Annotated in this window: 26 protein-coding genes, 2 pseudogenes and 1 riboswitch; of the genes and pseudogenes, 23 read left to right on the forward strand and 5 right to left on the reverse strand. The window is 46.1% G+C overall.

Going from position 1 to position 26,387, the window contains the following annotated elements:
* Window positions 1-488: 488 nt before the first annotated feature.
* The 9 genes from FU659_RS27820 (at window position 489) to FU659_RS37760 (ending at window position 8,306) form a co-directional block, all read left to right on the forward strand.
* Window positions 489-1,853 carry a molybdopterin-dependent oxidoreductase gene (locus FU659_RS27820; RefSeq protein ID WP_147950550.1) on the forward strand — a complete coding sequence of 455 codons (1,365 nt, stop codon included), beginning with the start codon at window positions 489-491 and terminating at the stop codon, window positions 1,851-1,853.
* A gap of 79 nt (window positions 1,854-1,932) precedes the next feature.
* Window positions 1,933-2,583 (forward strand): MOSC domain-containing protein, encoded by a 651-nt coding sequence (locus tag FU659_RS27825; protein WP_147950551.1) that lies wholly within the window; start codon window positions 1,933-1,935, stop codon window positions 2,581-2,583.
* Window positions 2,580-3,182 (forward strand): molybdenum cofactor guanylyltransferase, encoded by a 603-nt coding sequence (gene mobA, locus FU659_RS27830; protein ID WP_147950552.1) that lies wholly within the window; start codon window positions 2,580-2,582, stop codon window positions 3,180-3,182. The genes FU659_RS27825 and mobA overlap by 4 nt, the downstream gene beginning before the upstream one ends.
* A 141-nt stretch (window positions 3,183-3,323) precedes the next feature.
* Complete coding sequence (gene moaA, locus FU659_RS27835; RefSeq protein WP_147950553.1) at window positions 3,324-4,328, forward strand: GTP 3',8-cyclase MoaA; 1,005 nt, start codon at window positions 3,324-3,326, stop codon at window positions 4,326-4,328.
* A gap of 21 nt (window positions 4,329-4,349) precedes the next feature.
* Entirely contained in the window at window positions 4,350-5,639 is a 1,290-nt protein-coding gene (locus FU659_RS27840) for a molybdopterin molybdotransferase MoeA (protein WP_147950554.1), read from the forward strand.
* A gap of 47 nt (window positions 5,640-5,686) precedes the next feature.
* On the forward strand, window positions 5,687-5,821 hold the full coding sequence (locus FU659_RS37755) for a hypothetical protein (protein ID WP_261808099.1): 135 nt from the start codon (window positions 5,687-5,689) through the stop codon (window positions 5,819-5,821).
* A gap of 392 nt (window positions 5,822-6,213) precedes the next feature.
* On the forward strand, window positions 6,214-7,086 hold the full coding sequence (locus FU659_RS27850) for an anti-sigma factor (RefSeq protein ID WP_147950555.1): 873 nt from the start codon (window positions 6,214-6,216) through the stop codon (window positions 7,084-7,086).
* Between the two features lie 30 nt (window positions 7,087-7,116).
* Window positions 7,117-8,094, forward strand: a complete 978-nt coding sequence (locus FU659_RS27855) for a GNAT family N-acetyltransferase (protein ID WP_261808100.1) — start codon at window positions 7,117-7,119, stop codon at window positions 8,092-8,094.
* The gene (locus FU659_RS37760; RefSeq protein WP_261808101.1) at window positions 8,022-8,306 is read left to right on the forward strand and encodes a sterol carrier protein domain-containing protein; all 285 of its coding nucleotides are present in this window, start codon (window positions 8,022-8,024) and stop codon (window positions 8,304-8,306) included. The genes FU659_RS27855 and FU659_RS37760 overlap by 73 nt, the downstream gene beginning before the upstream one ends.
* Here FU659_RS37760 and FU659_RS27860 read toward each other — a convergent pair.
* Both FU659_RS27860 and FU659_RS37765 read right to left on the reverse strand, forming a co-directional pair.
* On the reverse strand, window positions 8,281-8,496 hold the full coding sequence (locus FU659_RS27860) for a hypothetical protein (protein WP_147950556.1): 216 nt from the start codon (window positions 8,494-8,496) through the stop codon (window positions 8,281-8,283). The genes FU659_RS37760 and FU659_RS27860 overlap by 26 nt on opposite strands.
* Before the next feature lie 134 nt (window positions 8,497-8,630).
* Entirely contained in the window at window positions 8,631-9,416 is a 786-nt protein-coding gene (locus FU659_RS37765) for a stalk domain-containing protein (protein ID WP_315971368.1), read from the reverse strand.
* A gap of 10 nt (window positions 9,417-9,426) precedes the next feature.
* Window positions 9,427-9,580, reverse strand: a riboswitch (cyclic di-AMP (ydaO/yuaA leader).
* A gap of 160 nt (window positions 9,581-9,740) precedes the next feature.
* Between FU659_RS37765 and FU659_RS27870 the strand changes: the two genes are divergently transcribed.
* The 6 genes and pseudogenes from FU659_RS27870 (at window position 9,741) to lepB (ending at window position 13,947) form a co-directional block, all read left to right on the forward strand.
* Complete coding sequence (locus FU659_RS27870; protein ID WP_147950557.1) at window positions 9,741-10,046, forward strand: hypothetical protein; 306 nt, start codon at window positions 9,741-9,743, stop codon at window positions 10,044-10,046.
* 17 nt (window positions 10,047-10,063) lie between these two features.
* Window positions 10,064-10,747, forward strand: coding sequence for a PspA/IM30 family protein (locus FU659_RS27875; RefSeq protein ID WP_147950558.1), 684 nt, complete (start codon window positions 10,064-10,066; stop codon window positions 10,745-10,747).
* Window positions 10,748-10,920: 173 nt separating this feature from the next.
* Entirely contained in the window at window positions 10,921-11,583 is a 663-nt protein-coding gene (gene liaF, locus FU659_RS27880) for a cell wall-active antibiotics response protein LiaF (RefSeq protein WP_147950559.1), read from the forward strand.
* 35 nt (window positions 11,584-11,618) lie between these two features.
* A pseudogene (locus tag FU659_RS27885) lies at window positions 11,619-12,679 on the forward strand (sensor histidine kinase).
* 49 nt (window positions 12,680-12,728) lie between these two features.
* Complete coding sequence (locus FU659_RS27890) at window positions 12,729-13,373, forward strand: response regulator (RefSeq protein ID WP_147950560.1); 645 nt, start codon at window positions 12,729-12,731, stop codon at window positions 13,371-13,373.
* A 25-nt stretch (window positions 13,374-13,398) separates the two neighbouring features.
* The gene (gene lepB / locus FU659_RS27895; protein WP_147950561.1) at window positions 13,399-13,947 is read left to right on the forward strand and encodes a signal peptidase I; all 549 of its coding nucleotides are present in this window, start codon (window positions 13,399-13,401) and stop codon (window positions 13,945-13,947) included.
* 553 nt (window positions 13,948-14,500) lie between these two features.
* On the opposite strand, the gene FU659_RS27900 is transcribed toward lepB, so the two are convergent.
* Window positions 14,501-15,220 (reverse strand): hypothetical protein, encoded by a 720-nt coding sequence (locus FU659_RS27900; RefSeq protein ID WP_147950562.1) that lies wholly within the window; start codon window positions 15,218-15,220, stop codon window positions 14,501-14,503.
* A gap of 168 nt (window positions 15,221-15,388) precedes the next feature.
* Here FU659_RS27900 and FU659_RS27905 point away from each other — a divergent pair, with 168 nt between their 5' ends.
* On the forward strand, window positions 15,389-15,829 hold the full coding sequence (locus FU659_RS27905; RefSeq protein ID WP_147950563.1) for a GNAT family N-acetyltransferase: 441 nt from the start codon (window positions 15,389-15,391) through the stop codon (window positions 15,827-15,829).
* Between the two features lie 55 nt (window positions 15,830-15,884).
* Here the strand turns inward: FU659_RS27905 and FU659_RS27910 are convergent, their stop codons facing one another.
* Entirely contained in the window at window positions 15,885-16,250 is a 366-nt protein-coding gene (locus FU659_RS27910) for a hypothetical protein (protein ID WP_147950564.1), read from the reverse strand.
* A 191-nt stretch (window positions 16,251-16,441) separates the two neighbouring features.
* On the opposite strand from FU659_RS27910, the gene zwf reads away from it, so the two are divergent.
* From zwf to FU659_RS39035, 4 genes and pseudogenes are all read left to right on the forward strand, one after another.
* On the forward strand, window positions 16,442-17,980 hold the full coding sequence (gene zwf / locus FU659_RS27915; protein ID WP_147950565.1) for a glucose-6-phosphate dehydrogenase: 1,539 nt from the start codon (window positions 16,442-16,444) through the stop codon (window positions 17,978-17,980).
* A gap of 104 nt (window positions 17,981-18,084) precedes the next feature.
* The gene (locus tag FU659_RS27920) at window positions 18,085-19,155 is read left to right on the forward strand and encodes a metallophosphoesterase family protein (RefSeq protein ID WP_147950566.1); all 1,071 of its coding nucleotides are present in this window, start codon (window positions 18,085-18,087) and stop codon (window positions 19,153-19,155) included.
* A gap of 46 nt (window positions 19,156-19,201) precedes the next feature.
* On the forward strand, window positions 19,202-20,785 hold the full coding sequence (locus tag FU659_RS27925; RefSeq protein ID WP_147950567.1) for a peptide chain release factor 3: 1,584 nt from the start codon (window positions 19,202-19,204) through the stop codon (window positions 20,783-20,785).
* 290 nt (window positions 20,786-21,075) lie between these two features.
* A pseudogene (locus FU659_RS39035) lies at window positions 21,076-21,896 on the forward strand (YheC/YheD family protein).
* Here the strand turns inward: FU659_RS39035 and FU659_RS27935 are convergent.
* Window positions 21,863-23,056 (reverse strand): putative bifunctional diguanylate cyclase/phosphodiesterase, encoded by a 1,194-nt coding sequence (locus FU659_RS27935; RefSeq protein ID WP_147950568.1) that lies wholly within the window; start codon window positions 23,054-23,056, stop codon window positions 21,863-21,865. The pseudogene FU659_RS39035 and the gene FU659_RS27935 sit on opposite strands and share 34 nt — an antisense overlap.
* A 441-nt stretch (window positions 23,057-23,497) precedes the next feature.
* Between FU659_RS27935 and FU659_RS27940 the strand changes: the two genes are divergently transcribed.
* Genes FU659_RS27940 through FU659_RS27950 form a run of 3 tightly spaced genes read left to right on the forward strand, consistent with a single transcriptional unit; the run spans window position 23,498 to window position 26,386 of the window.
* Window positions 23,498-24,526: a LacI family DNA-binding transcriptional regulator gene (locus tag FU659_RS27940; protein WP_147950569.1), complete on the forward strand. Its 1,029-nt coding sequence runs from the start codon at window positions 23,498-23,500 to the stop codon at window positions 24,524-24,526.
* A 30-nt stretch (window positions 24,527-24,556) separates the two neighbouring features.
* Complete coding sequence (locus tag FU659_RS27945; protein WP_147950570.1) at window positions 24,557-25,717, forward strand: Gfo/Idh/MocA family protein; 1,161 nt, start codon at window positions 24,557-24,559, stop codon at window positions 25,715-25,717.
* A gap of 39 nt (window positions 25,718-25,756) precedes the next feature.
* Window positions 25,757-26,386, forward strand: a complete 630-nt coding sequence (locus tag FU659_RS27950) for a ThuA domain-containing protein (RefSeq protein ID WP_147950571.1) — start codon at window positions 25,757-25,759, stop codon at window positions 26,384-26,386.
* Window position 26,387 lies beyond the last annotated feature (1 nt).

The following is a 26,387-nucleotide window of genomic DNA, read 5'->3' on the forward strand; positions in this document are numbered from 1 at the left end:
GAATTCGCACGGATTATGGACCCAACTCAAACGGGAGCGGAGAAAACATGTAGATTCGCATGAATGTAATCACGCGAATCGATGCGGAGAAAAAAAGATGTACAATTGCAGTAATTTTTATCATTTTCTTCACAATCCTTGCTTTGGAATAAATCCTTTCCATTGCAACGAAAACCATTAGTTCAATATATATAGAATAATCAATTGAGTAGTAACAGAAGCAGAATGAAACAGTACCAGCACAATATAATCGTATACCAAGAGTCTATGTAACATCTCGCCTTCAGCCATAAAACATCGCAACTGACTTAGGTTGATTCAGCCTTAAAAAGGATCAGCCTAGAGAATGAAACCATATTTCGTAAGTGTCCTGACAAAAAGGGCAGCAGTATAAAATTTATTAGGCTATTTGTAAGCCTTTCTTAAGATTCATACGTTATGATTAGAGAATAGCTAATAAACGTGAATTCGACAAAGGAAGTGGCGATTTGGATTCTAAAAGAGGCTGGTTGAAGCAATCCTTTGGTAAGCGATTAAATTCCATTCATAGCTGGAATGCTTGGATTCTGCTGCTGCTGACTATCACTGGTATTTTCCTTAGTATAGGGGCCATTCGCGGGGATTTGGGCAGCTTTCGCGTAACACTTAAACAACTGCATATTTATCTGGGTGTTGCTTCCATTCTATTGATTGTGCTCTACGCGCCAATGATTCGCAAACATTGGCGCCAGATCCGGACGCGCGGCAATCAACGCGCGAACTTGGTGTTCGTTTTGGCGCTGCTGATCGGCTGGGCCGGATCAGGAATCATCCTGTGGCAGTTCCGACATCTGCCGCCGGCCTTAAACAATTCGGCACTCTTCGTGCATGATCTGCTTACTTGGATCGGAGTGCCGTATGCCCTGTACCACGCCATCTCGCGCAGCCGATGGCTTAAGCGCCAACAGCGGCTTGATCAAGCCGCTGCTACAGCAGCAAGACCGCCGGCTAAGCAGGCGGTCCACGTCCCAGCCGCCGCTCAGCCGGCGGCGAGCGAGCCCCAGCACGTGGCGGCGCAAGACGCCACGGCCGAACGGACAGCAGCGCAGGCGGTTATCGCCGCGCTGAAAGAATCACCGATCACACGCGCTTCGTTCCTGCGGCTAGCCGCAGGGCTCGTGCTCGTGATCGCGGTCGGTCCCGCCTTTTATCGTTGGATAAAAGGCGCCTTCGACACCGGCGGCTCGACAACCGCCGAATATGTTGCAACCGATGGCAATCGGATGCTCCCGGCGCCTGCGCCGCTGCCTGAATCCTCTGCTGTAGTGGGCGGAGGAGCACAAGGGAATTTCCGTGTATATACCGTCACAGAAATTCCTGCTTTTTCCTCTGATACATGGCAATTCGCCATATCGGGTCTCGTCGATAAACCGAGTGCCTGGAACTGGGAACAATTTCTGACGTTGAAGCGTACAGTTCAAGTGAGCGATTTTCATTGCGTAACGGGCTGGTCCGTATACAAATGCACGTGGGAAGGTATTCCCTTGAAGCAATTGCTTGCTGCTGCCGGCGTTCAATCAAAGGCAAAATTCGTGAAATTTTATTCCGGAGATAAAGTGTACACGGATGCCTTGTCCCTGAGTCAAGCGAACGGGGATGATATTATGGTAGCTGTCCTTATGGATGGTAAACCCATTCCGCAGAAATTGGGCGGTCCGGTTCGTCTTATCGTGCCTCAGATGTACGCCTACAAATCTGTCAAATGGCTGCAAGGCATCGAACTTATTGAGAAAGAGCATATGGGTTATTGGGAAGTAAGAGGCTATGATAACGATGCTTGGGTGGAAGGGCCTAAGTCACGAGCTTCTTTGTAGAAACAAAAGAGGCCATGCCTGACTTTCGAAGTGGTTTTTGGTATAGTAAATGCTAAGAAACCTCCTTGGAAATGAGGGCATGACAATGGAAATTGTATCGGTTAATGTGGGATTACCCAAAACGATTGTTCATCATGGAAAAGAGCTGGTTACGGGGATATATAAATCTCCGGTCAGCTCATCTTTGTATATGTCCAAAATACAATTGGACGGAGACGGTCAAGCAGACTTAACTGTTCATGGCGGCGTAGATAAAGCACTCTGTGTATATCCGCGCGAGCATTATGCTTTTTGGGAGAACATGCTGGGTCGTGAGCTTGAATTAGGAACGTTCGGTGAAAATTTAACCGTAACCGGACTTCTCGAAGAAGATGTCTGCATCGGAGACACATTCGCCATTGGTGAGGTGATCGTACAAGTATCACAGCCTCGTCAACCGTGTCATAAAATCGCCAAACGACTCGATCTTCAGGATGCCGCTGTACAAGTACAGGATATGGGTTATACAGGCTTTTATTTTAGAGTGCTTCAAGAAGGGATTATTCCGTTGCAGCCTACGTTGAAATTGATTGCCAAACATGAAGCGGGAATTACAATAGCATTTGCCAACCGCATTAAATATCATGACAAAATGAATGTAGAAGGCTTGCGACAAATAGCTAATTTAGATGTTTTATCTGCTAGCTGGCGAGCTTCATTCGGGAAACGAATTGCTGAATTACAAGCATGATGACGGGTGTGATATTAGCGGGGGGACAGAATCGCCGCATGGGAGGAAAGCTAAAGGCGCTGCTGCCTATTGAGGGAGAAGCGCTTTTGCTTCGGCAATTAAAAGAAATGTCTCCGCTTTGCACGCAGGTTCTTGTTGTGACGAATACCCCGGATGTGTTTTCGCCGCTTCTTGCTGCTGTTTCCTCTACGATGAATGTGCAATGTGTCCCTGACCGGTATGTACAGAAGGGTCCCTTGAGCGGTCTTCATGCGGGTTGTTTAGATGCAACGGAGTCCTTGCTGTGGGTGGTTGGCTGTGATATGCCCTTCCTATCTGCGGATGCTGCGAAAGCGATGGGGAAGCTGTGTCAGGATGAGAATAAGGATGCTGTGATTCCTGTAATCAATGGCCGCATCCATCCGCTGCACGGTGTTTATGCCCAATCGGTTGGTCAGAGAGCGGAAGCTTTGCTAGCCAAGGAACAATATAGGCTGATGGGGTTGTTAAATCATTTGGAGTGGGTAGCGGTTGAGAATGATTTTTTCAATAAACGACAAATTTCCACGCTGTTTACGACGAATATAAACTCACCTGAACAATACGACAGCATTCGATAGCATTCTAGGCAGCGTGCCACAAGTGTTCAATGATTTTATCTAATTGACAATTGCGGCCCGCTTTCCATGAAGTGTCGCTTGGCAACCTAGGATTTCGATAGTGAATATGGCATAATGGACGTAGAGAGAAGGTGAACGACTATGCAGAAATTGCTCGTGGATCGATTTGGACGGATGCATGATTACTTGCGAATCTCTGTAACAGATCGTTGTAATCTGCGTTGTGTATATTGCATGCCCGAAGAGGGGATGGAGTTCGAACCGGATGACAAGCTTTTAACCTTTGAGGAAATAACGAATGTTGTTCGGATACTCGCTAGACTTGGTGTTCGCAAATTAAGATTGACCGGGGGCGAGCCTCTTGTTCGCAAAAATTTGGAGCAGCTTATTGGTATGCTCGCCCAAATCCCGGGTATTGAAGATATTGCCTTAACAACAAATGGGATCTATTTTGCATCGCGGGCGGAGAAGCTTCGTGTGGCAGGGTTAACCCGTGTCAATATAAGTTTGGATTCTTTGAAAGCAGATCGTTTTTCTTTTATTACAAGAGGCGGCGATATTCGTCGCGTTCTGGAAAGTATTGAGGCAGCCTACCGGGCAGGCATCACACCTATCAAGCTGAACGTGGTTCTCATGAAAGGCATTAATGATGACGAAATTGAAGATTTTCTCCAAATGACGATAGATCGGCCAATCCAGGTTCGCTTCATTGAGTATATGCCGATTGGTCATCAGGATGAGGATTGGAAAAATCGTTACTTATCCCTAACGACAGTTCTGGATCGTTGTAAGGCGAAGGGTTGGAATGCGACAGCATCCGAAGCTGTTTACGGAAATGGGCCCGCTCAGAACTTTCGAATCGATGGCGCGTTAGGTTCATTTGGCCTTATACATCCAATCAGTGATCACTTCTGCGAGACTTGCAATCGGCTGCGGATTACGTCTGATGGCAATGTGAAGCCTTGTTTATATTGGTCTGACGAATTTAATGTGCGGAAATATATCGGTGATGATGCCGCGGTGGAAGATTTGTTCTTTCGCGCTTTAGACATCAAACCACAAAATCATGAGATGGCCCAGGCACTGATGAATGAAGAGCAGTCGCATACCCCGACACTTCGCCGGATGTCCCAGATTGGCGGTTAACCACAGGAGGAACAGAGGCAAGTGAAAAGCGAAACAAAGCTGAAATTTGGACGAAAAGTCGTTTCTGTCGAAGAGGCTCGAAACTTGCTTTATAGCTATGCAGAGCAGCTAGACACGGAAGCTGTTCCGTTGTTTTCAGCTTTTGGAAGAAGACTGGCGGTCCCTATCTATGCAGATCATCCCGTCCCTCATTTCCGAAGATCTGGGGTTGATGGATATGCAGTTCGTTCGGAAGACATTAAGCACGCGTCTGCTGATCAACCCATACGATTAAATGTCATCGAAATGATCCCAAGCGGCACCGTTCCTCAGCATACCGTTTATGCAGGAACGGCGTCGCGTATTATGACAGGAGCTCCGGTGCCGGATGGTGCAGATGTCGTTGTCATGCTCGAGATGACAGACTCCTTCCAAGATAAAGAGCTGTATTCTTCATGGGTAAGCATCAAAAAAAATATTCCCGAAGGAAGCAATATAACCCCTATCGCCGGTGAAATCGGCTTAGGGGATTTGTTGCTTGCCCCGGGTACCCGGATTGGCGCGGGTGAAGCGGCACTTTTAGCTGCATTTGGATATGCAGAAATTTCGCTATATCGGAAGCCTAAAGTTGCTATCTTCGCAACCGGTTCTGAGCTTTTGCAAGTGGAAGAACGACTGCAGCCTGGACGAATTCGCAACAGCAATAGCTATATGCTTGCTGCACAAGTTGAAGCCGCGGGCGGCATACCTGTTCTAATGCCGATACTTTCAGACGATGCGTCACAGGTACGTTCAGCGATAGAGGAAGCTTTCCATCATGCCGATTTGGTTCTTACCACTGGTGGTGTTTCTGTGGGGGACTATGATGTGCTTGTGGATGTGTTCGAGCAATTCAACGGTCATCTGCTTTTCAATAAAGTCGCCATGCGGCCAGGTACGCCAACAAGTGCAGCATGGTGGAGAAATAAGCTGCTGCTGGCCTTGTCGGGAAATCCGGGTGCCGCTTTTGTTGGTTTTGAATTATTCGCCAAACCCCTAATACAAAAAATGTTAGGAAGCCTAACGCCCGAACCAAAAGCGATTAGCGCCTATTTGGATGTTGATTACAACAAGAGTTCCGCTTATCCACGCTATATCCGAGGTACGACTCTCGTACAGAACGGCTCCCTATGGGTAAAGCCTGCTGGCATAGATAAATCGAGTATAATGATATCGATTAAAGATGCGGATTGCTTAATTTATCTGCCTGCTGGCGGTCAGGGATTCGAGAGAGGCAGTCTTGTGATTGTATACCCAATACCTAATCTAAGATCACAGTCGCAGATTTTTTAACGACGGTTTTGAAGGTAGCGAAGGAGACTTTGGAAAGGGGATCCTTCATGAATGGTACGTATACCGATCAAGAAGTAATGCAGAGAATCGTCGATAAAGATGCCGATGCTCTTAAATTTCTATATGAGAAGTATGAGAAGCCGATATATGCATTCGCATACGTATTGTCCATGATGCGATGATGGCTGAAGAGGTTGTGTAAGAATTGTTCATGCGTATATGGAAAGCTGCAGAACGGTATGATGCTGTGCAAGGTAAAATTAACAAGCTGGATGTTTACTTTGACGCGTAATATTGCTATAGATTTATAGCGTAAAAACAAAATCGAATAGCTGGACAAACCGCGGAAGCCGAGCAGTTGAATCGAATTGCCGATATTGGTAAAGTACGGAAGATGTTGTTGAAGAGGGTTGGATGGGTGAGAAAATCCGAGATGCGCTTCATGGTCTGAACCCAGATCAAAAGATTCTGAAAATCACGCCATACCGCTCGGTACTGTCAAAAACAGGGTGCGGCTTGCGCTGAAGCAATTAAAGGAACGGCTTGCAGGTGTGGGAAGGGAGGAGCTTCAAGGATGAATAAGCCGGCAAATGGATGTGAGAATTTAGAGATGTATGCAGTAGATGGGTTAGATCCGGAAGAGAGAGCGGAATTTGAACGACATGTACAAGAATGTGCAGCATGCGCAGCGGAGCTGGCCGAGCTTATGGAACTTCTTGATCTCCTGCCGATAGCTGCTGACCCTGTGCAAATTCCAGAGGGAATGAAGGATCGCATACTAGGGAATATTTTGAACGTGGAAGCCGTAAAGACGGATGTTTCACCGTTCGAACAAACAACATTTGAGCTTCCGAAGGATATGGCAAAATCAATACCGGTTCAAGTGCCTATTAGGATACCTATCACTTCAAGATCAAATGAAGCAAGTTCTGACTACGTGTCTGGAAGTAGACGAGGGGCAGCTAAAACTAGCCGGCTAAAGCCTTGGATTTATGGGGGGCTGTCGGCCGCGGTACTTATACTTGGTGTGTACAGCTACAATTTGCGCCAAGACATCAGTGATTTGAAATCACGCATGGCCTTGCTGGATCGACCTTCAGAAGGTGCGCAAGTCAATAAAGTTGTGACTCTGAATGGAGCGGTAAAAGATATCGTAGCAAAAGGTCTTGCGACCATTGTAGTTGATGCCAAAGGGACGCATCTCCTTGTTCAAGCTGAGAAGCTTCCAGAGCTTAAAAATAATGAGGCTTATCAAGTGTGGCTGATTAAGGGCAAAGAAACCCCTGTCAATGCGGGGACATTCATGACACATGATGGTACAGGTGGACTGTATTACACATTTAATCCGAATAGTTATGACACCATCGCGATTACACTTGAGCCAGATGCTCATGGTGATAAGCCAAGAGGAACGCCGGTTCTAGCCGCTAATTTAATAAAAAGTTAAGTTAATTGTCAATTATGAGGAGACCTTGCGATGGGTGAAATAAGAACATTACGACAGGAGGAGCTCCTCGAGAGCTTCTCACTTTCTGAGTTTGCTTTTCAGTACGAGCTTACGGAAGAAGAAAAGGCAGAACGGATGGGGTGGACGGATCCCAATCAAGTATGGGGTTATTTCGTGGACGGCCATTTAGCTGCGAAACTGACGATTCTTTCCTTACAAACATGGGTAAATGGCAAAAGCTTCGCGATGGGCGGAATAGCTGGAGTAGCGACTTGGCCTGAATATCGGCGCAATGGCATGGTTGGACAGCTTTTGGTTAAAGCACTCCAGGTGATGAAAGAACAAGGTCAGTCGATCTCATTCCTAGCCCCGTTTAAGTTTGAATTTTATCGCAAATATGGTTGGGAAGCGTATATTGATTATTTAAAATATGAGATTCCCTTGGATAAGCTCCCCAAGTTCCAAGCTACGGAAGGCAGCTCCATCTTGCGTATCGCGAGAGATTGGGAGATCCTGAATCCAGTCTATTCCGCGTATGCAGAGCCATACAACGGGATGCTGCAGCGCGATGCGTCGTGGTGGACTAACCGGTTTTTCAAAAATAAAAAGGGAACCGTAGCCCTCTATTTGAATGCTCAGGGAGAACATCGAGGCTACGTATTTTACCAAGCCAAAGATAAGACAGCCACGATTCACGAAATGGTATTCCTAGATGAGGAAGCCAGACGCGGATTGTGGAAATTCATCGCTGACCATGATTCCATGATAACGAAGGTTGAAGTAAACGCACCTGTTGATGATCAGCTTCCGTTTCTCGTGCATGATCCTAGGTTTAAGCAAGAGAAAATCACCTACTTCTCAGCAAGGATTGTAGATGTAGAAGCATTTCTGACGCAATATGTATATGAAGCGCGTGAGCATGCGCCCTCTATCTTTTGCACGTTAGCGATTCACATGCGGAGTGGAATAATGGCATCTATCGTCTTGCCTTTAGTGAAGGTGGGATAGCGGCTCAGGTGACGAAGTTGACGGATGATAACAAGCCGAGCGATGATAAAATCCTCCACTGCAGCATTCAATCTTTGACAGCTCTGTTAATGGGTTATCAGACACCCAGTTTCATGGCCCGAATTGAACGTCTGAATGGGCATTCTTCACTGGTGAAGCAGCTGGAGGCATCGATTCCGAAGCGAGTCACGTACTTGGCTGATTTCTTTTAAAAACAGAAAAAGACGGCTTCTGGTAGCTCAACCAGTGTGTCGTCTTTTTTGTGAGATGATGCTCGAATTGACCTAATGTTTGAAGAATTTGTTGCTGCCATTCCTTATCTCCAAGTGCTAGAGCATAATTATATAGATCAAGATGATCGTTAATCCAGGTTTGGGAAATGGGATGTGTGTATGTAATCATCTTGAACAGCTCCTTTTTAGATCGTTTATACCTAGTATTATACTCGGAATTGTATGAAAAGCAAGCGCTAAAAATAAAAAAGCTGCCCACTGAGAAAAATATCTCATGCAGAGCAGCTTTGTTGGTATGGACAGTTATTTGGATAAACGATAAACTTTGATGTTTTGAATGCCAAACGCTTTTAAAGCTTGTTTGGAGCCGGGAATGAAAATATCCAAATGGTTCCCTTTAACCGACCCACCTATATCTGTCGCATAAGCGTACATGCCTCCAGCTGGCAAACCATTGAAATTGTAACCTTCAATATACAGCTTAGTTCCGAGCGGGATAACGGATGGATCAACTGCAACCGTGCCAACTGCAAGGGGATTGCCCATGTAATCAATAGCAGCATACCCACCATTTTCACTGGGATCAGCGGAGTAGGCCGTAGACTGGAACAATTCATAGTCAGGAGCATGATAATTGCCGTCTTTGCTTAAGATGGCCAGACGACTAGCAGCGTCCCACTGGACAGGGATATCAGCAGCCTCAGACAGAAAGCGCAAAGGGACATATACACGGCCTTCTTGATATTCAGCATGTGTGTCCATTTCCACATTCACATTATCAATCTGTACTTCTTTTTGTCCGGATGTTAAGGAGATCGTGTGTTTATTATTGTTTAAGGTAACCTTGACCTGATCCCCGTCTTTTTGCCACTGGAGCGTGTAGCCAAGTTTCTCCGTTACGAAACGGATAGGAACTTGTGTTGAATGATTGTTATCCAGGAAAGGCTGAGCATCGGGAAAATGAATCAATTCATCATTGACTTGAACTTTCACATTCATTTCTGCAGCATGTGCTGAAAATGGCGAAACAAAGCTTCCTGCCATGACTGCGATAGACACAGCAAGGCAAGTTAACCCTTTAGAAAACATATGCAATTGGTGATCCTCCTTCATTGAGCCTTCGAGGTTAGTTGACGGGTTCGGGAAGAAGGTTCTCCCTAGTCTGCTTTCATTAAAAAGCAAATATTCACCCCATGTAAATCGTCCCCCGTACCGGCGCTTTGTCTGTGCACCGGATTCGGCTTTAAATAGCTTATCATTGATGCGCCAACCATCACAACGACCAAAATGTGGTAAGGTCTTAGAGGCTACTGGACTTAGGTCTAGGTATAAATACAGTCGCGGGTCCGTTTTGACCTTTGTTCGTTTCGGATAGGATAGAAGCATGAAGAAAACGTGAGAGGCGGTTAGCAAATGAGTATGGATCGATCAAAAGGATTGGCATTAGTGCTTATTGCAGCTGGACTTATTATTTGTATTCACAAGTTGGGCATGCATGGTCATTTGATGGGGATTTTGATGCCAATTATTATGGTGGGCTTAGGATATGTCGGAATCACCAATGGGAAAAAGATAGGTTGGTTGATCGCAGGAGTGGGAGCATTCATCCTGGTGTGTAAATTATCAGGCTTCTTGGCCATTGCCTTCGCGATTTGTTTAGTCGTATACGGCATAAAACTATTGAAAAGACGAACGGATTTCTACCCGCACGAATATTAAAAGGGAGCTAGGGGGCTATGATGAGCATGTTGAATCGGATCGGGAAAATGGCGGAGGCAGCTTGGAACGAAGCGGCTGTTCAGTTGGATAAATATGAATGGACAGGAAGGCGGTCAGAAGCTGGACAGCGTGATATAGCGGCGCTGGAGCAGCGCTATGAGGAAGCGCTGCAACGAGTAATTACGCTGCGCAGTCATAGCGTCAGAGCAGCGGAAATGGCGCAGCTGCGCGGAGAGCAAGCGGAACTTGCGATGCGCGCCGGTGAAGAGGAGCTCGCGCGCTTAGCGCTGCAAGAGAAGCAGCGTGAGGAGGCCGCGTGCGAGAACTACCGCGCACAGTATGCGAGCACGCAGGACGAAGTCCTGGCGCTCGCTGAGGAGCTGCGCGTTCTGCGCGCTGGGCGCGCAGCCGAGGGTCGACGCGACGGCTTCGCCGGGTCGCCCGATCAGGAGCAGCAGCCGCAGGACGGGCTGCATGGCACCCATGCTCGCGACACCTGGCGCGAGCTTGAAGTGACCGGCCGCGAGCTCGGCCGGGAAGCTATGCACGGGCTCCGCGAAGCGAGCCGTATATCGTGCGAGACGCTGAAGGAAGCCGGCGGCAACCTTCAGCAGGAGATGCGCACGCTGCGCGGCAAGCTGCAGAAAGAGTGGAAACAGCAGCGCGGCAACGAGGATACGGACGGGCGCGGTAAGAAATAACCGCGTGGTTCCAGTTCCATCGCATTGCATGAGTGATGACTCAGCTCCCCGATCTCCAAGAGTTAAGAAAAAGCCTTGCTCACCAAGGATTGCATCTTGGAGGTCGTCCGTACTTATGGTATGCTAGGAATCTATGTCAACGAAAAAAAACGGCAGCCAGAGGAGGTAGAGCGATGGGAGAAGAAACCAAAAATAACCGCAACCGGAATACAGCACTCTTGCTGATTGGAGCCGGTCTTTTTTTGCTTTTAGATCATACGATAGGCTTTTTCCCCATTCTTGCCATTCTCCTCATCCTGTTAGGTGTTCATCGGGTTCGCTCGCGGAGGGAACGCAAGGGGTATGTGCTCATAGGAATAGGGGCTGTTATTTTATTTGGCGATCATATTACCATTGTCTTGTCGATTGTATTGATTTCACTGGGCTTATTTTTCATCCGGTCCAAGCAAGTGCATAAAGATGATACGTATATTCAGAAGCAGAAGCTGGTGGATAGCGTACGTCTGGGTCGTGAACCTTGGATTATGCGCAATAGCTCCACTTGGTACATTATTGGGGAAACTTACATGGATTTATCCTTGGCTATTCTGGAGCAAAAGGAGACCACAGTCATCCTGCAAGGGGTTGTCGGTGATGTGGATATTAAAGTGCCTGAGGATATCGGTGTTTGTGTGATCTCTTCCGTTACCTTCGGACAGATTCAAGTTGCTAGTGAGCGTGAGACTGGCGTGATGAACAAGCTGATGTGGCAATCAACGAATTACGAGCACTGTGACCATCGCGTGAAACTTGTGCTTTCCTATATTGTAGGAGATATTAATATTAAGGTTATGTAGTTTTTACCACAACGGCTAAGGAGGGTCCCCACCTATTGGATGGCTATAAAAGACGGTTAACGAATATGATATGGCGCAGCATGGGTGAATCGATCATCTTTAGTTTAGTTGTGTTCGGCGCTATTATCTATTTTCTGAATTCACGGAAATTGATCGAGCCCTTTATTACGTGGCAGGAAGGTTTGAAGTTTTCCTTCATGGTGATGGTCGTTGTTGTTGGAATCGGAGCGGTTTATGGATTCTGGAACAGCACTCGCATTACACGCAGGCTGGAGCCTTTGATGGAAACGATGATATTGCTGGAAAAGGGGACATTTGCCCGCGGCGGTTTTCAACATGGCGAAGACGAAATTGGCCGATTAGGCGAGCAACTCGGTCGTATCATGAAACGGTGGGAAGAGCAGGTTACTTCCTTGCAGCGTTTATCCAATGATAATGCGGAGCTGGCAGAAAAAGCGAAGTTGTCCGCTGTCATTGAAGAGCGTCAGCGATTGGCAAGAGAGCTTCATGATGCCGTCAGTCAACAGTTGTTTGCCATATCCATGACGGCTACGGCTGTAGGTCGGACGCTGGATAAAGATTTTGAAAAAGCGAAACGGCAAATCCACCTCATTGAGGAGATGGCCTCTGTAGCCCAGTCTGAGATGAGAGCACTGCTGCTGCATCTAAGACCTGTTCATTTGGAAGGCAAGAGGCTCTCCGAGGGACTTGTTGAGTTGTTGAAGGAACTGGCTGCCAAGGTGCCAATGGCTATTTCTTGGGATATGATGAGGAGATCCGTTTAAATAAGGGCATCGAGGATCACCTGTTTCGCATTGTCCAGGAAGCGTTGTCCAATGCCTTACGTCACTCCAAGGCAAATAAGCTGGAAGTAAAGCTTCTACATCGTTCTGACGGTATTCGTTTGTCAATTCGGGATGATGGTGTAGGCTTTCAATTAGACGCCAAAAAACATACCTCCTATGGGATTGTATCCATGAAGGAGCGGGTTAATGAAATCGGGGGCTCGTTGGACATTATTACTGCACCTGATCGAGGAACGCGTATTGAGATCCGAGTACCCATTTTAGCAATAGACTACACGGCTGAAGGTTAACTCATTTCATGGATGGAAAGACAGTTTTCTAAATGAAAGGAAGACACATATGGAGCCTTTGATTAAAGTATTGTTGGTTGATGACCATGAGATGGTCAGAATCGGGCTAGCAGCGGTTCTTGGAACAGAGGATGGCATTGAAGTCGTTGGTGAAGCTAGTAATGGTCATGACGGAATTCGGCTTGCTCAGGAATATCGGCCTGATGTTGTGCTCATGGATTTAGTCATGGAAGGCATGGATGGCATCGAAACGACGAGGAAATTATTGCAATTATATCCAGAGTGTAAAGTTATTGTATTGACGAGTTTCCTAGATGATGAGAAAATGTATCCAGTCATTGAAGCAGGTGCATTTAGTTATTTGCTCAAAACATCACGCGCATCGGAGATTGCTCAAGCGATTCGTGCTGCTGCTAAAGGTCAGTCGGTACTGGAGTCGCAAGTAGCCTCTAAAATTATGAATCGTTTTCGTCAACCTAAGCCAGAAGCTGCCCCTCATGAGGAGTTAACCGAACGCGAAATGGAAGTACTTCGTTTGATCGCTAAAGGGAAGTCGAATCAGGAGCTTGCAGACGAGTTGTTTATCGGAGTGAAGACGGTGAAGTTTCATGTTACCAATGTACTTGCCAAGCTTGGTGTGGAAGATCGTACACAAGCTGCGATCTATGCGTTCAAGAACGGTTTAGCTGAATAAGATCAGCAACAAGGGAGTGTTAAGGATGAAGGTATTGAAGCAAGTTTGGAACTGGTTCGGCTCGATTGCGATTTCGTTTATATTGGTCGTTTTTCTGGGCGTTTTTGTCTTCCAATCGACCAAAGTAATGGGACATTCCATGGACCCCACCTTGCATGACGCTCAGCGCGTATACGTGTCCAAACTTTCACATACGTTTAATTACGAGCCTAATTATGAGGATATCGTTATTATAGATAGTAGAGTAGAACTCAAACGAACATTCAAAAACGACCTGATGGACAGTCCTTTACTTAGTTTGTTTATCAAGGGTGACGATAAGCATGTATGGATCAAGCGCGTGATCGGTAAGCCTGGGGACCGGTTAGAGCTTAAGGATGATAAGATGTACCGCAACGGCGAGCTGCTGGACGAGCCTTACATCAATGAAGCCATGAGAGCGAATGGGAATAAGCAATGGACAGTTCCGGCGGATCATATTTTCGTTATGGGGGACAACCGCAATAACAGTATGGATAGCCGAATCATCGGGTTCATTCCATTGGATCATGTATTAGGCAAGAAGCTGTTTTGAAAAAAAGCGACGCTTTGGATTGAGCTATGCATGTGCATAGTATCAGTCCGAGACGTCGCTTTTGTGTTGGCTATTTATACGTCTTTGTATGAATGAAAAGAGAGCCTGCGAAAACTTGAGCTGTAACGTTGTTTTTCCGCGTTACAGAGGAAGATAAGCCCGGAAAAGGCTCTGTAAGAAGGGAAAACCGTCTTACAGTGGAGGAACAGGGAGCGAGTTAGCAAGAACTTGAACTGTAACGCTGTTTTTCCGCGTTACAGAAGAAGCCAAGCCCGGAAAAAGGTTCTGTAAGAAGGGAAAACCGTCTTACAGTGTAAGAACAGGGAGCTAATCAGCAAAAACTTCCTCTGTAACACTGTTTTTCCGTGTTACAGAAGAAGTCAAGCCAGGAAAAGGTTCTGTAAGAAGGAAAAATCGACTTACAGAGGGGGAATAGGGAGCTAATCGGCAAAAACTTCCTCTGTAAAACTGTATTCCGCGTTACAGAAGAAGCAAGCCAGGAAAGTCTCTGTAAGAGTGAAGAGCATGCTTATTGAAAGGATGGCTTGGTGGATTACATTTGTCGATCGAGCAGTAAGCCGCTCATAGGAACCGGTAAATACGCTTGAAGCGGAGCGCGGTATTGACCGAAGGGCTTGAGTGCTGATTGAGATAATTGGAATAAGGCCGAAGAAGGCAATTGCTGCAATTGTCCGATTGTACTGGCTAAGGAGGCAGCGAAGCTCCTCATGCTGCCAAGACTTTTTTGAACGGAAGGAAAGTTGTTAATAACTTGCGCCTGAAGCACACTTTCTTGAAGCTCCAAATTACCGTCATCGAGCTTTGATATGCCGAGTTCCTTTAAGGAATAAGGCTTAGCTGCTTGCTCAAGTCCAATAAGGAGAGAACGGTTTAAATACTCAGGTGAGCCGCGAAGGTTGTCTTGGAAATCATTATAAGTATGTACGAACTCACGTATGGGGTCTATGATGGTTTCGCTATCTGTTTCCGCCGAAATCAGAGTTGTTGGATAAGGAAGGGAAGCAAGTCGGGAGCCTGCTAAGGATTGTGCCGATTGTTTGACCGTCTGAGCCGATTGAACGAAATCCGCTACGCCTTTCGCGGCAGATTTTGCGAATTGCTTATAGGGAAGCCCATCATAGGGCAGATCCAATGGTTTGCGAAGCGTATTTGAACTGCCGCCAGTAGTGGCTCGCACCCCGCTCACCCGATAATAATCCTTGTTCACTTGATAACTCTGCACGGCCGTAATAGGTAGATAGGCATTAATCATCAAAAGTCACCTCATTTCGCATATGATTAGTATAGCATTCGTATGAACTGGGGTAAATTGGGAGTTGTTTTTTTTATAATTGCCCATGACCGTTCGAAAAAAGCGGAGTCAAGTGAGAAGTACGCGACATAAGATAGCATTATTGCTTCTTTGTGGAGGCGTTGCCGTATGATACGCAAACGATTGGCTTCTATTGACGATTCGGCCATTCATCGATTAGTCGTTGAACAGTTAGTACCCTATTCAAGAACTTTTGACCCAAGTAAGCCAATAACCTTAACGGAAATACGAAAAAGGCTGAAGCAAACGACAACTTTTGTTATGGCCAAGAGCAATAAGCAAGCATTAGGATTTATTTCTCTTTTAAGTAAATCCCATATCCTATTTATTGATATGCTCGCTGTTGATCCGCGTGAGCAGCGTAGAGGCTGGGGGCATAAGCTCATGCAAACGGCAGAACAATACGGGAAAAGGGAACGATGCCATACAGCAGAATTATTGGTGGATGACAGTAATCCCAAAGCACTTCAATTCTATTTAAACAGAGGCTATAACATCAAGGAGTATGTCTCGCAGCTGAACTGCTACATGCTGACGAAGAGAATTTAATGAAGTTTAGGGGAAGGGCTGTTGACGTAAGGTCATGTACAGCCCTTTTCTGGCATTAGCCGAATAGAGCAACAATACTTGCCACCGGTACGTGGAAGGCTCCCTGATAACCAGGGTTTGGGCTGCCGAAGAACTGGAAACCAAGAGGAGGATATCCTTCTGGTGCATATCCTTGCTCCGTAGGCTGGGTACTTGCGGTTGTCTTTTTTGTTTTCACTTTTTTTGATTTCGTAGTGACGCTTTTTGCTTTTTTCTTGGATGAGCCGACCTTGGATGTTGTGTTATCATTAAGAACCAAAGTGTCCTTTTCAATACGGCTTAATTCGCCAAAAATTTGTCTGCCATCATTTAAGTAAATAAGTACGGGTTTACCATAATGTGCTCGGCAGGTTTGTTCCGTAACCGGGTAAATGGGTTGCATGAGTAACTTTAGCACCTCCGTTTTCGTTGCTTGCTTTAGCCTATTCAGGATGTTAAGGTTCGGTATAGACGAATGACTACTTTTCTATAAGAAAAAGTTATGAGTAAAGTTCACAGAAAAGTTGAATAGCGCGACTATTTTAGGTATGCTAAGCATATTAACTAATCCAATAGAGAAAGAATGATGCATAGATGAGTGGAGCTGTATTTTATATTTTTGGCGCGACAGGCGATTTAGCCAAAAGAAAGCTGTTTCCAGCGTTTTATAGTCTGTACCGAGAAGGTAAGCTGGGAGAAAATTTTGCAGTGGTTGGTCTAGCCCGCAGACCGCGGACTAACGAGCAGTTTCGTAATGACGTCAAGCACTCTATTGAAGAATTTGCCCGATACAAAATTACGGATACCGAGGAATGGGATCGTTTTTCGAAACGTTTTGAATATATGTCCTTGGACATTAATAACGTAGCCGGCTTCCATGAACTGAATGTGCTTACGGCCAGATTGGATGAAACTTTCCAAACGGGCGGCAATCGCTTGTTCTATTTAGCTCTAGCGCCTGAATTGTTCGGTAACGTTTCTTACAATTTAAGTGAAGGCGGATTGCTCAAAACGAATGGTTGGCATCGACTTGTTATTGAGAAGCCTTTTGGCTACGATCTTCCTTCGGCTGAGCGCCTGAACGGACAACTTCGTCAAGTGTTTGAGGAGAAGGATATTTACCGTATTGACCATTACTTAGGTAAAGAAATGGTGCAAAATATCGAGTTCGTGCGATTTGCTAATGCATTCTTTGAGCCGCTTTGGAATAACAAATACATAGCTAATATTCAAATTACATTAAGTGAAACAGTCGGTGTTGAAGAGCGCGGCGGTTATTACGATCATTCCGGCGCACTGCGCGATATGGGACAAAACCATATGCTGCAAATGCTGATGATGATGGCGATGGAGCCGCCAAGCCGACTGCATCCTGAGGATATCCGTGATGAGAAAGTGAAAGTATTGCGTTCGCTCCGTTTATTCGAATCCGGTGAAGATGTGCGGGCCAATGTAGTTCGCGGTCAATATGCAGGCGGGACATCCAAAGGGAAATCGATGCCTGCCTATCGTGAAGAAGATAATGTGAATCCAGAATCGAAGACGGAAACGTATTTCGCGGCCAGAGTGCATGTCGATAACTTCCGTTGGGCTGGTGTGCCATTCTATATTCGAACAGGTAAAAGATTGCCCGTGAAAACAACGGAGGTTGTCGTTGAATTCAAGAACATCCCGAATAATGTCTATTTGGCTAAAAAGCATGAGCTTCAGCCGAATTTGCTCGTTTTCCGCGTGAATCCAATGGAAGGCATTTATTTAAAAATGAATGCTAAGCAGCCGGGTTCGGAAGGTGTGATTGTTCCGGTTGCTATGGACTTCTGCCAAAGCTGCCAAGTGGGCATTAACACGCCGGAAGCTTATGAGCGCTTGCTGCATGATGCAACTCGGGGGGATTCTACGTATTTCACACGTTGGGATGAAGTGGCGCTTGCTTGGTCCTATGTGGACCGTATCGCAGGAGCATGGGCCGAGTCTGGCGAAGATCTCAAACATTATCCAGCGGGTTCATGGGGACCTACAGAAGCAGCTGAGCTTCTTAGCCAAGACGGCTTTAAATGGTGGCCGATTAATGGTCAAAACGAAGGCGAAGTCGATTGGGAAACGGTACAGAAAACCTCTGTCCTCACGAAGTAAATGCATAGGCTTAACATCCAATAGGCGTTCTGCCTGTTGGATTTTTTTGTGGTATACTAATTGATACGGAGTAAAGGTTACAACATATTACTTGGGGTGCATATATGACGCGGAGAGCTTTTGTAAAATGGTTGTTGGCAATCGGAGCTGCTTTGATTGGATTAAGTGCGTTTGTTAGTCAATTGCTCAAGAAAAAAATGATGCCGAGTGAACACGCAGCTGCATCTACCATTAAACCGGAGCCTGCTCAAGCCGTTGTGCAGCCTTCCGCTGAACCGTTACCGTCAGGTCCGCTTATGTCCTATTTTATATTAAGCGATCTACATGTCAGTATAGGTGATGCGCTAACGGGTAAGAAATTAAGGCAAGCACTGGATGATATTACGCATTTCGATGGCCCTGTGGATGCCATTATGATGACAGGCGATCTGACAGATACGGGCACGGAACGAGATTATAAGGAGCTGCATACCATTGTAAGCGAATATAAACTGCCACCTATTCATGGGAACATGGGTAATCATGATTATTACTCGATTTGGATCAATAAAGCGAATAATTGGGATCAAGCCGCAGTTCCCAATGGGAAGAACGATGCGATGTCCCGAGAGCAGTTCAAAAAGTACTTTGGCTATGAGAAGATTTACAATGACTTCACAACGAAGGGGCACTCGATCCTGCTGCTCTCCCAAGAGGCTTATGTGCAAGAGAAACCTGAAGTTGGCGAGGGAGCCTGGTACTCGGATGAGCAATTGGCTTGGTTCAAGGATCGTGTTCAAAGTCTTTATCAGCCAGGTAGACCGCTTTTCATCATGACACATCAGCCCTTGCCACCGAACGGGACGGATGGGGCCACACATCAATTGATTCGAGCGGTTAAGTTTCGCGAGATCCTAAAGCCCTACAAAAATGTGTTCGTTTTCTGCGGGCACCGTCATCAAGATTTCGAGAACGGGACGCCGCATTATGTTCAGGAGTCCTTCCATTATTTCCACAACTCTTCTGTTGGACGTACGCTGAATCGTGCATACCAACAAGAAGCTAAGAATAAGGCTCAGGGTATCTATGTGCAAGTTTTTGCGGATAAGGTAGTTGTTCGCGGCAGAGAGTTCAGCAACCGCACGTTTATTGACGATGCGAATTGGAGTATTGATTTGCAGAAAGCAAGTGTATAGATCGAGTTTAAACCCATATGTAAAAGAAGAAGGGAATTACCAACTAATGACTACGCAGCTCACCAAATTACTCGAAACGGAAGTCGCCAAACGACGTACGTTCGCGATTATTTCTCACCCCGATGCAGGGAAAACGACATTAACGGAGAAGCTCCTTCTTTTCGGTGGCGCTATTCGCTTAGCAGGAACGGTTAAAGGACGCAAAGCAAGTAAGCACGCCACATCAGACTGGATGGAAATTGAAAAGCAACGGGGGATTTCGGTAACCTCAAGTGTGATGCAATTCGACTACGAAGGTCATCGCGTCAATATTTTGGATACGCCCGGTCACCAAGATTTTAGTGAGGACACGTATCGGACCTTGACGGCAGCGGACAGCGCTGTGATGCTCATAGACGTTGCCAAGGGTGTGGAAATGCAGACGAAGAAGCTGTTCCAGGTTTGTCGGATGCGGGGCATTCCCATTTTCACATTCATTAATAAAATGGACCGTGAGGGCCGCGACCCTTTTGAATTGCTGGAGGAACTGGAAGAAGTTCTGGGTATTCGCTCATATCCGATGAATTGGCCGATTGGATCAGGCAAGCAATTCTGCGGGGTTTATGATCGTGGCAAAACGCAACTGGAACTATATCAAGGTGACGATCATAAACAAATCGAAGTACGTAAAGTTGATGGTGTTGATGACCCGTTAGTGAAACAAATTGCAGGGGATTTCTTGCATAAACAATTAAGTCAGGATATTGAGCTGTTGGATATAGCTGGCGATCCTTTTGATATGGAAAAAGTGTTAAAGGGTGAACTGACACCTGTATTCTTTGGTAGTGCCATTAACAATTTTGGTGTGCAGACGTTTCTGGAAAATTTCCTGCAGCTTGCACCTAAACCGGAGCCTCGGAACAGCACAGCGGGCATGATTGAGCCGACCAAAGAGAAATTTACAGGGTATGTGTTTAAAATTCAAGCGAACATGAATCCTGCTCACCGCGACCGTGTTGCTTTCCTGCGTATCGTTTCGGGCAAGTTTGAGCGCGGGATGTCCGTGAAGCATGTACGATTAGGCAAAGATATCAAGCTAGCACAGCCGCAGCAGTTCTTGGCGCAAGATCGTGATATCGTGGAAGAAGCATTCCCGGGCGATATCATCGGACTATTCGATCCAGGCATATTCCGAATTGGGGATTCACTTAGCGAAGGGTCTGAAGTCATTTTCGATGAGCTGCCGACGTTTTCACCGGAGTTGTTCAGCAAAGTGACGATCAAGAATGCACTGAAACAAAAACAATTCCTAAAAGGAATCGATCAATTAACCGAAGAAGGTATGATTCAAATCTTCACGACGATTGGTTTTGAGGATATGATCTTGGGTGTTGTAGGCCAGCTGCAATTCGAGGTGCTTGAGCATAGAATGAAGTCCGAGTATGGCGTTGATATCTTGCTCCAGCGTCAGAACTATCAGTTCGCTCGTTGGATTATCGATGAGAAAATCGACCCAGGTAAATTCCGCATTAACTCTCAGCTTGTGAAAGATAAGAAAGGCAATTATGTTGGTCTTTTTGAAAGCGAGTATGCGCTTCGTTCGTCCATAGAGAAAAATCCGAATGCGCAATTTCTGACGAGTGCCCCTTAATCATGGATACGATTTAGAAACATATTGGAAACAGCCAAAGTTGTCGTTGCAGCTTTGGCTGTTTTTTTGTGATTGTGTAGGGTTGTTCCTTTATCATTCTGGGGAGCCGCCTCTTCCTTTACATTTAGTCGCCAATGGGAGGGTTAGCTCATACAATAGGAACGGGTAAAGATATGCGGTGAGTCAGAGTCCAACTGCATAGACGGCAAAAATTCTCAAAAGCAGTTCAGCTGATAGGCCACAGCGCTATGATTGGCTGACTTCCATAGACTGAAGCTGGAGGCAACGGTATGAATAAAACCAAAACTGCAAAAAAACCGAAAAAACTTGGCAGAGGCAGATATGTGACTAGCAAAATTGGAAAAACTAAGGCCTTGGAGGCTTCAGCTACACTTCGTAAATATATCCCTATTACAAAACGTATGAATCATGATTCGCTGCAACAAATGCTTAAACAGTATAAAATGGTCTACGTCAAACCGAACGTGGGTATGTTTGGCAATGGTGTTATTCGTGTAGAATGGGCAGATAACTCGTCTGAGAAGCCTTATTCCTATCAATCCGGAGTACGGCTAAGAAAATTCGCAACATTCGATGAGATGTATGCTGCTATGGGGAAGGTCACGAATAAACGGCATTACTTGGTGCAAAGGGGATTCATTTACTGAAATATAAAGGGAATCGCTTTGACTTACGTGTGATGGTGCAGCAGACGCCTCTTCGTAAATGGGAGACAACGGGCGTGATAGGAAGGGTGGCGCATCCAAGTAAAATTGTTACTAATTTCCATAGCGGAGGAACCTTAAAGTCGATTGATACCTTGCTTCTCAAGTACTTGCCATCCCCTGAGAGGAAGAAATATGTGAGAAAGCTGCGAGTTCTCGGAGAAGACGTGGCGAAAGCGATCCATAAGCGATACAAAGGGGTTAAGGAAATTGGTGTTGATGTGGCATTGGACAGTGAACTGCACCCGTGGATTCTTGAGGTAAATACAAGTCCGGATCCCTATATTTTTCGGAGATTAAGCGACAAGCGCATTTTGCAAAAATGCGACGCTATGAGAGAGCTTATGACCGGTTATGAAATAACCGGTCTGTTGTCATGCAAGTGAAAGGATTGTTCAAGCTCATGTACGGAGACAGGAGGGCTTAACAAAAAACCTTGTATTGTCGTACAAGTCGTTCCTTTCAAGATTTCCAGTTGGCTCATTTCTTCCACACCCTCGGCAACTACTTGCATATGAAGCGCATAACCGAGGTCAATGATGGCATTGGTAATCGCCCAATCATCTTGGTTGTTATGGATATTTTTGACGAATGAACGGTCAATTTTTAGACAATGAATGGGAAATTGTTTCAAATAGTTAAGTGATGAGTAGCCAATACCGAAGTCGTCAATTGATATGGATACTCCTTTTTTACATAACTTTTCCAAGATTGCTATGGTAGCATCCATGTTATGCATGATAGAGCTTTCCGTAATTTCGAACTCAAGACAGGTCGGATTAATGCCGGTTTGCTCAATGATTTGAATAACTTTATCCGAAAAAGCGTCTTCTTGAAATTGATGAGGAGAAATGTTCACGGCTATTTGATAATCCAAAATACCTTCTTCTGTCCATTTCATTTTTTGGCGACAAGCTTCGCGAAGCACCCATTCTCCGAGGGGAATAATCAGGCCGCATTCTTCAGCAATTGGAATAAATTCGTTTGGAGGAATAATACCCTGAATGGGATGATTCCATCTCACCAAGGCTTCCAGACAGATGATGCTCCCCGATGATAGTTCAAGACGTGGTTGATAGTAGAGGATAAGCTGATTATCGTAAATCGCTTTACGCAATTCGGTTTCCATTTGAATTCGACTGATATATCGTAGACTGTGTGAGGGATGATAGGCTATCAATTTATTTTTACCACTATGTTTGGCTGCTAGTAGAGCATGATCGGCTTGCATGAGCGCTTGCTCCATTGTCCCTGGTGCCATGGTAAATTGACTGATGCCCATGCTGACATTGAGATAGCATTCTTGTTTCATCACCGTAAACGGTTGATTAAACATGTATTGAGTTTCCTGAATAGTCTGCGTAAGCTCTGCCTGAGTGGAGGCATGCAAGAAAAGCAGGAATTCATCATCGCCGGCTTGCACGATGCAGGGACAATGCTCAAGGGTTTGTAATCGAATTGCGACTTGTTCAAGCAGTATATCTCCAGCCTTATAGCCTAAGGAGAAATTCACTTGGCGAAAACGATCGATATCGAGGATAAGCAAGGCGTTAAAGCCTGATGGTTTTTTTGCAAAAGAAGATCCCCAGCAACATGCGTCAGAAACGCCTGAAGTTGTTGTCGATGATGAATACGCGTGACGACCTTCTTTTTTCTAAACATACTTACAGCGTTGGATGCGGAAAAGCGAACAAAGCGTCTGATTACATTCAATTATGATCACTCATTCCCACATCATAGTTAGTTATATTTCCCTATCATAAAACGAAAAGCAAAGGATAGACAATATTATATTTTAGTTACTTTTACATATTATAGTTGTTTTATCTTCGTTTCCTTTGTTGAATAATCAAAATCATGTCGAAAAAGAAAATATGCAAATATTCGTAAAAATTTTATAGGTAAGTATTGACATGAAGGTCATAGAGGTGAGAAAATGTACGCGTGTACATTGTGGCGAAACAGGAGTTAGGTGGAGGCTTAAAGCATGGTAACAAGAAAAGAAGTTGCTGAATTGGCAGGTGTTTCTGAAGCGACTGTATCACGAGTGTTTAATGGACTCGGACCGATGAAACTTGCTACAAAAGAACGTGTACTAGAAGCAGCCAAACAGCTTGACTATCATCCGAATGCGATTGCTCAGAGCTTCGCGCGAAGACGCAGCGGCAATCTTGGGGTTGTCTTGCCTTATATGCCCAAAGTGCATCTCTTTTCGGCCTTTTATTTCTCAGAAATATTGAGCGGGATCGGCGAGCAGGTGAGGGAACAAGGATACGATATGCTTTTGTCACTGCTCACACCAGATGAAAGCTTAGATTATACCCGACTCTATCGTTCACAGAAAGTGGATGGATGTGTCATTCTAGGTTCAAGAAATACACCACAGCAGCGTCAGTCACTTGAGCAGCTGCAGCAGCAAGGCCTCCCATTCTGCTTGGTGAATCAGCATTTCGAGGGCTTGTCTTTTCACGAGGTCGATGCTGACCATGTAGAAGGCAGTTATCAGGCCGTTCGACATTTGCAAGATGAGGGCTATCGCAAAATAGCATTCATGAACGGTTCAACGGACTATTCGAACTCTAGCGATCGACTTAGGGGCTACACACAAGCGATGAACGATGCAGGCTTGGTCATTTCCCCGGAGCTGTTACTTCAAGGTAATTACAGCCGGAAAAGCGGTTATGAAGCTGCAGCCAAGCTGTGGGAATACCGCGATCAGGTCGATGCTGTATTCGCGGCTAATGATCGAATGGCCATTGGTTTGATGCAAGGCTTACGAGAAAAAGGATGGATAGCGGGACGCGACTTTGCAGTTGTCGGCTGTGATGATTCCGATGCGGCGAAGCTGAGCGATCCGCCTCTGAGCAGCATCAACGTGCCATTCTATGAAATGGGCAAGGAAGCGGCGCGAAGTGTCCTCACAGGGGTGTTGGGCGCAAGAAGCGACAATCCTAAGCAGATTCAGCTGTCAACCCAGCTTATGGTTCGTCAATCCTCGAAGCGTTTTTCTGATTAAATATCACTTAAATTAGGGAGGCATTTCAGGATGAAATCGTTCAACGTGGGAATGGTTGGCTATAAATTTATGGGGAAGGCGCACAGTCATGCGTATCGGGATTTGCATATGTTTTTCCCGCAGACGGCTGTGCCAAAAATGAAGCTCATTTGCGGCAGAGATGAAAGCGGTGTCTCGACAGCAGCCGAGCAATTCGGCTGGGACGGGTATGTCACCGATTGGCGCGAGCTGGTTACGCATCCGGATATCGACATCGTCGATATCAATGCACCAAGTGACGCGCACAAGGAAATCGCGCTTGCAGCAGCTAAGGCCGGCAAGCACTTGTTTTGTGAAAAGCCGCTGGCATTAACCCTTGCAGATTCAAGGGAAATGCTCGAGGCGGCTGAGGTGGCCGGGGTGAAGCACATGGTAGGCTTCAACTATCGCTTCGCTCCTGCGGTACAGCTTGCGAAGAAGCTCGTTGCCGATGGACGGCTCGGCGAGATCTATCATTTCCGCGCATGGTTCCTGCAGGATTGGATCGTAGATCCAACGTTTCCGTTGGTCTGGCGTTTGCAGAAGGAAATTGCCGGATCGGGGTCGCACGGCGACTTGGGCGCGCATCTCATTGATCTGGCGCATTTCCTTGTTGGTGAGATGACGGAAGTGATCGGCATGAGTGAGACCTTCGTGAAGGAGCGACCATTGCCGACTTCCATGGCAGGATTAAGTGCCAAGGGGAGTAAAGACGCGCCACAAGGTGCTGTAACGGTGGATGACGCAACCTTGTTCATGGCGCGCTTCGCTAATGGTGCTCTCGGCAGCTTTGAGGCAACACGCTTCGCTCCTGGACACCGCTGCACGAATTCTTTTGAAATAAACGGCAGCAAGGGCAGTGTTAAGTTTGATTTCGAACGCATGAATGAGCTGCAGGTTTATTTTACGGATGATGCGGAGGATGTGCAGGGCTTCCGTCGCGTGCTGGCAACAGATCCCGCGCATGCATACATGGATGCCTGGTGGCCAGCCGGTCATACGATTGGTTATGAGCATACTTTTGTCCATGAAGTCGTTGAATTGATGAATGCTCTGGCGGAAGATCGCCAGCCGGTTCCGAATTTTGTAGACGGCGTGAAATGCCAAGAGGTGCTGGAAGCCGTCGATCAATCGATCGCTCAGCGTCGTTGGGTGAAAATCAGCGAAGTCTAATAGAAGGATAGATGAATCCATAGGAGGCGTGAATTGAACATGACTAAACAAGCGTTGATTGTTTGGGGTGGTTGGGACGGTCATCAACCCGAAGAGGTTGGCGAGATTCTGGCCAGTGTTTTACGGGAGGAAGGCTTTGCTGTAGAAGTCTCTAATACGCTGGATAGTTTCCGAAATGCCGAGCGCTTGGCGAGCGTAGATTTGATCGTGCCTGTGTGGACCATGGGGACCATAGAAAAAGAGCAACTGGCACCGCTTATTGCAGCAGTCAAAGAGGGGGGAACTGGGATTGCCGGCTGTCACGGAGGCATGGGCGATACGTTCCGTAATGAAACCGAATATCAATATATGGTGGGAGGTCAATGGGTGGCTCATCCGGGGAATGATGGCGTTACTTATACGGTTCGAATCAAAGATGACAAGCATCCGTTGACAGAGGGAATGTCTGATTTCGTTGTCGTTTCTGAAAAGTATTACATGCACGTTGACCCGGCTAATCAGGTACATGCTGTGACCGATTTTGACCAGGTAGAAATGCCTGTTGTATGGACAAAGACTTACGGGGCAGGCAAAGTATATTATAATTCGCTCGGACATCAAGCCAATATCGTTCGAATGCCGGAAACGCTAGAATTAATGCGCCGTGGCATGCTGTGGGCTGCACGATAAC

This window comes from Paenibacillus sp. N3.4, from assembly GCF_008017805.1.
GTDB lineage: Bacteria > Bacillota > Bacilli > Paenibacillales > NBRC-103111 > Paenibacillus_E.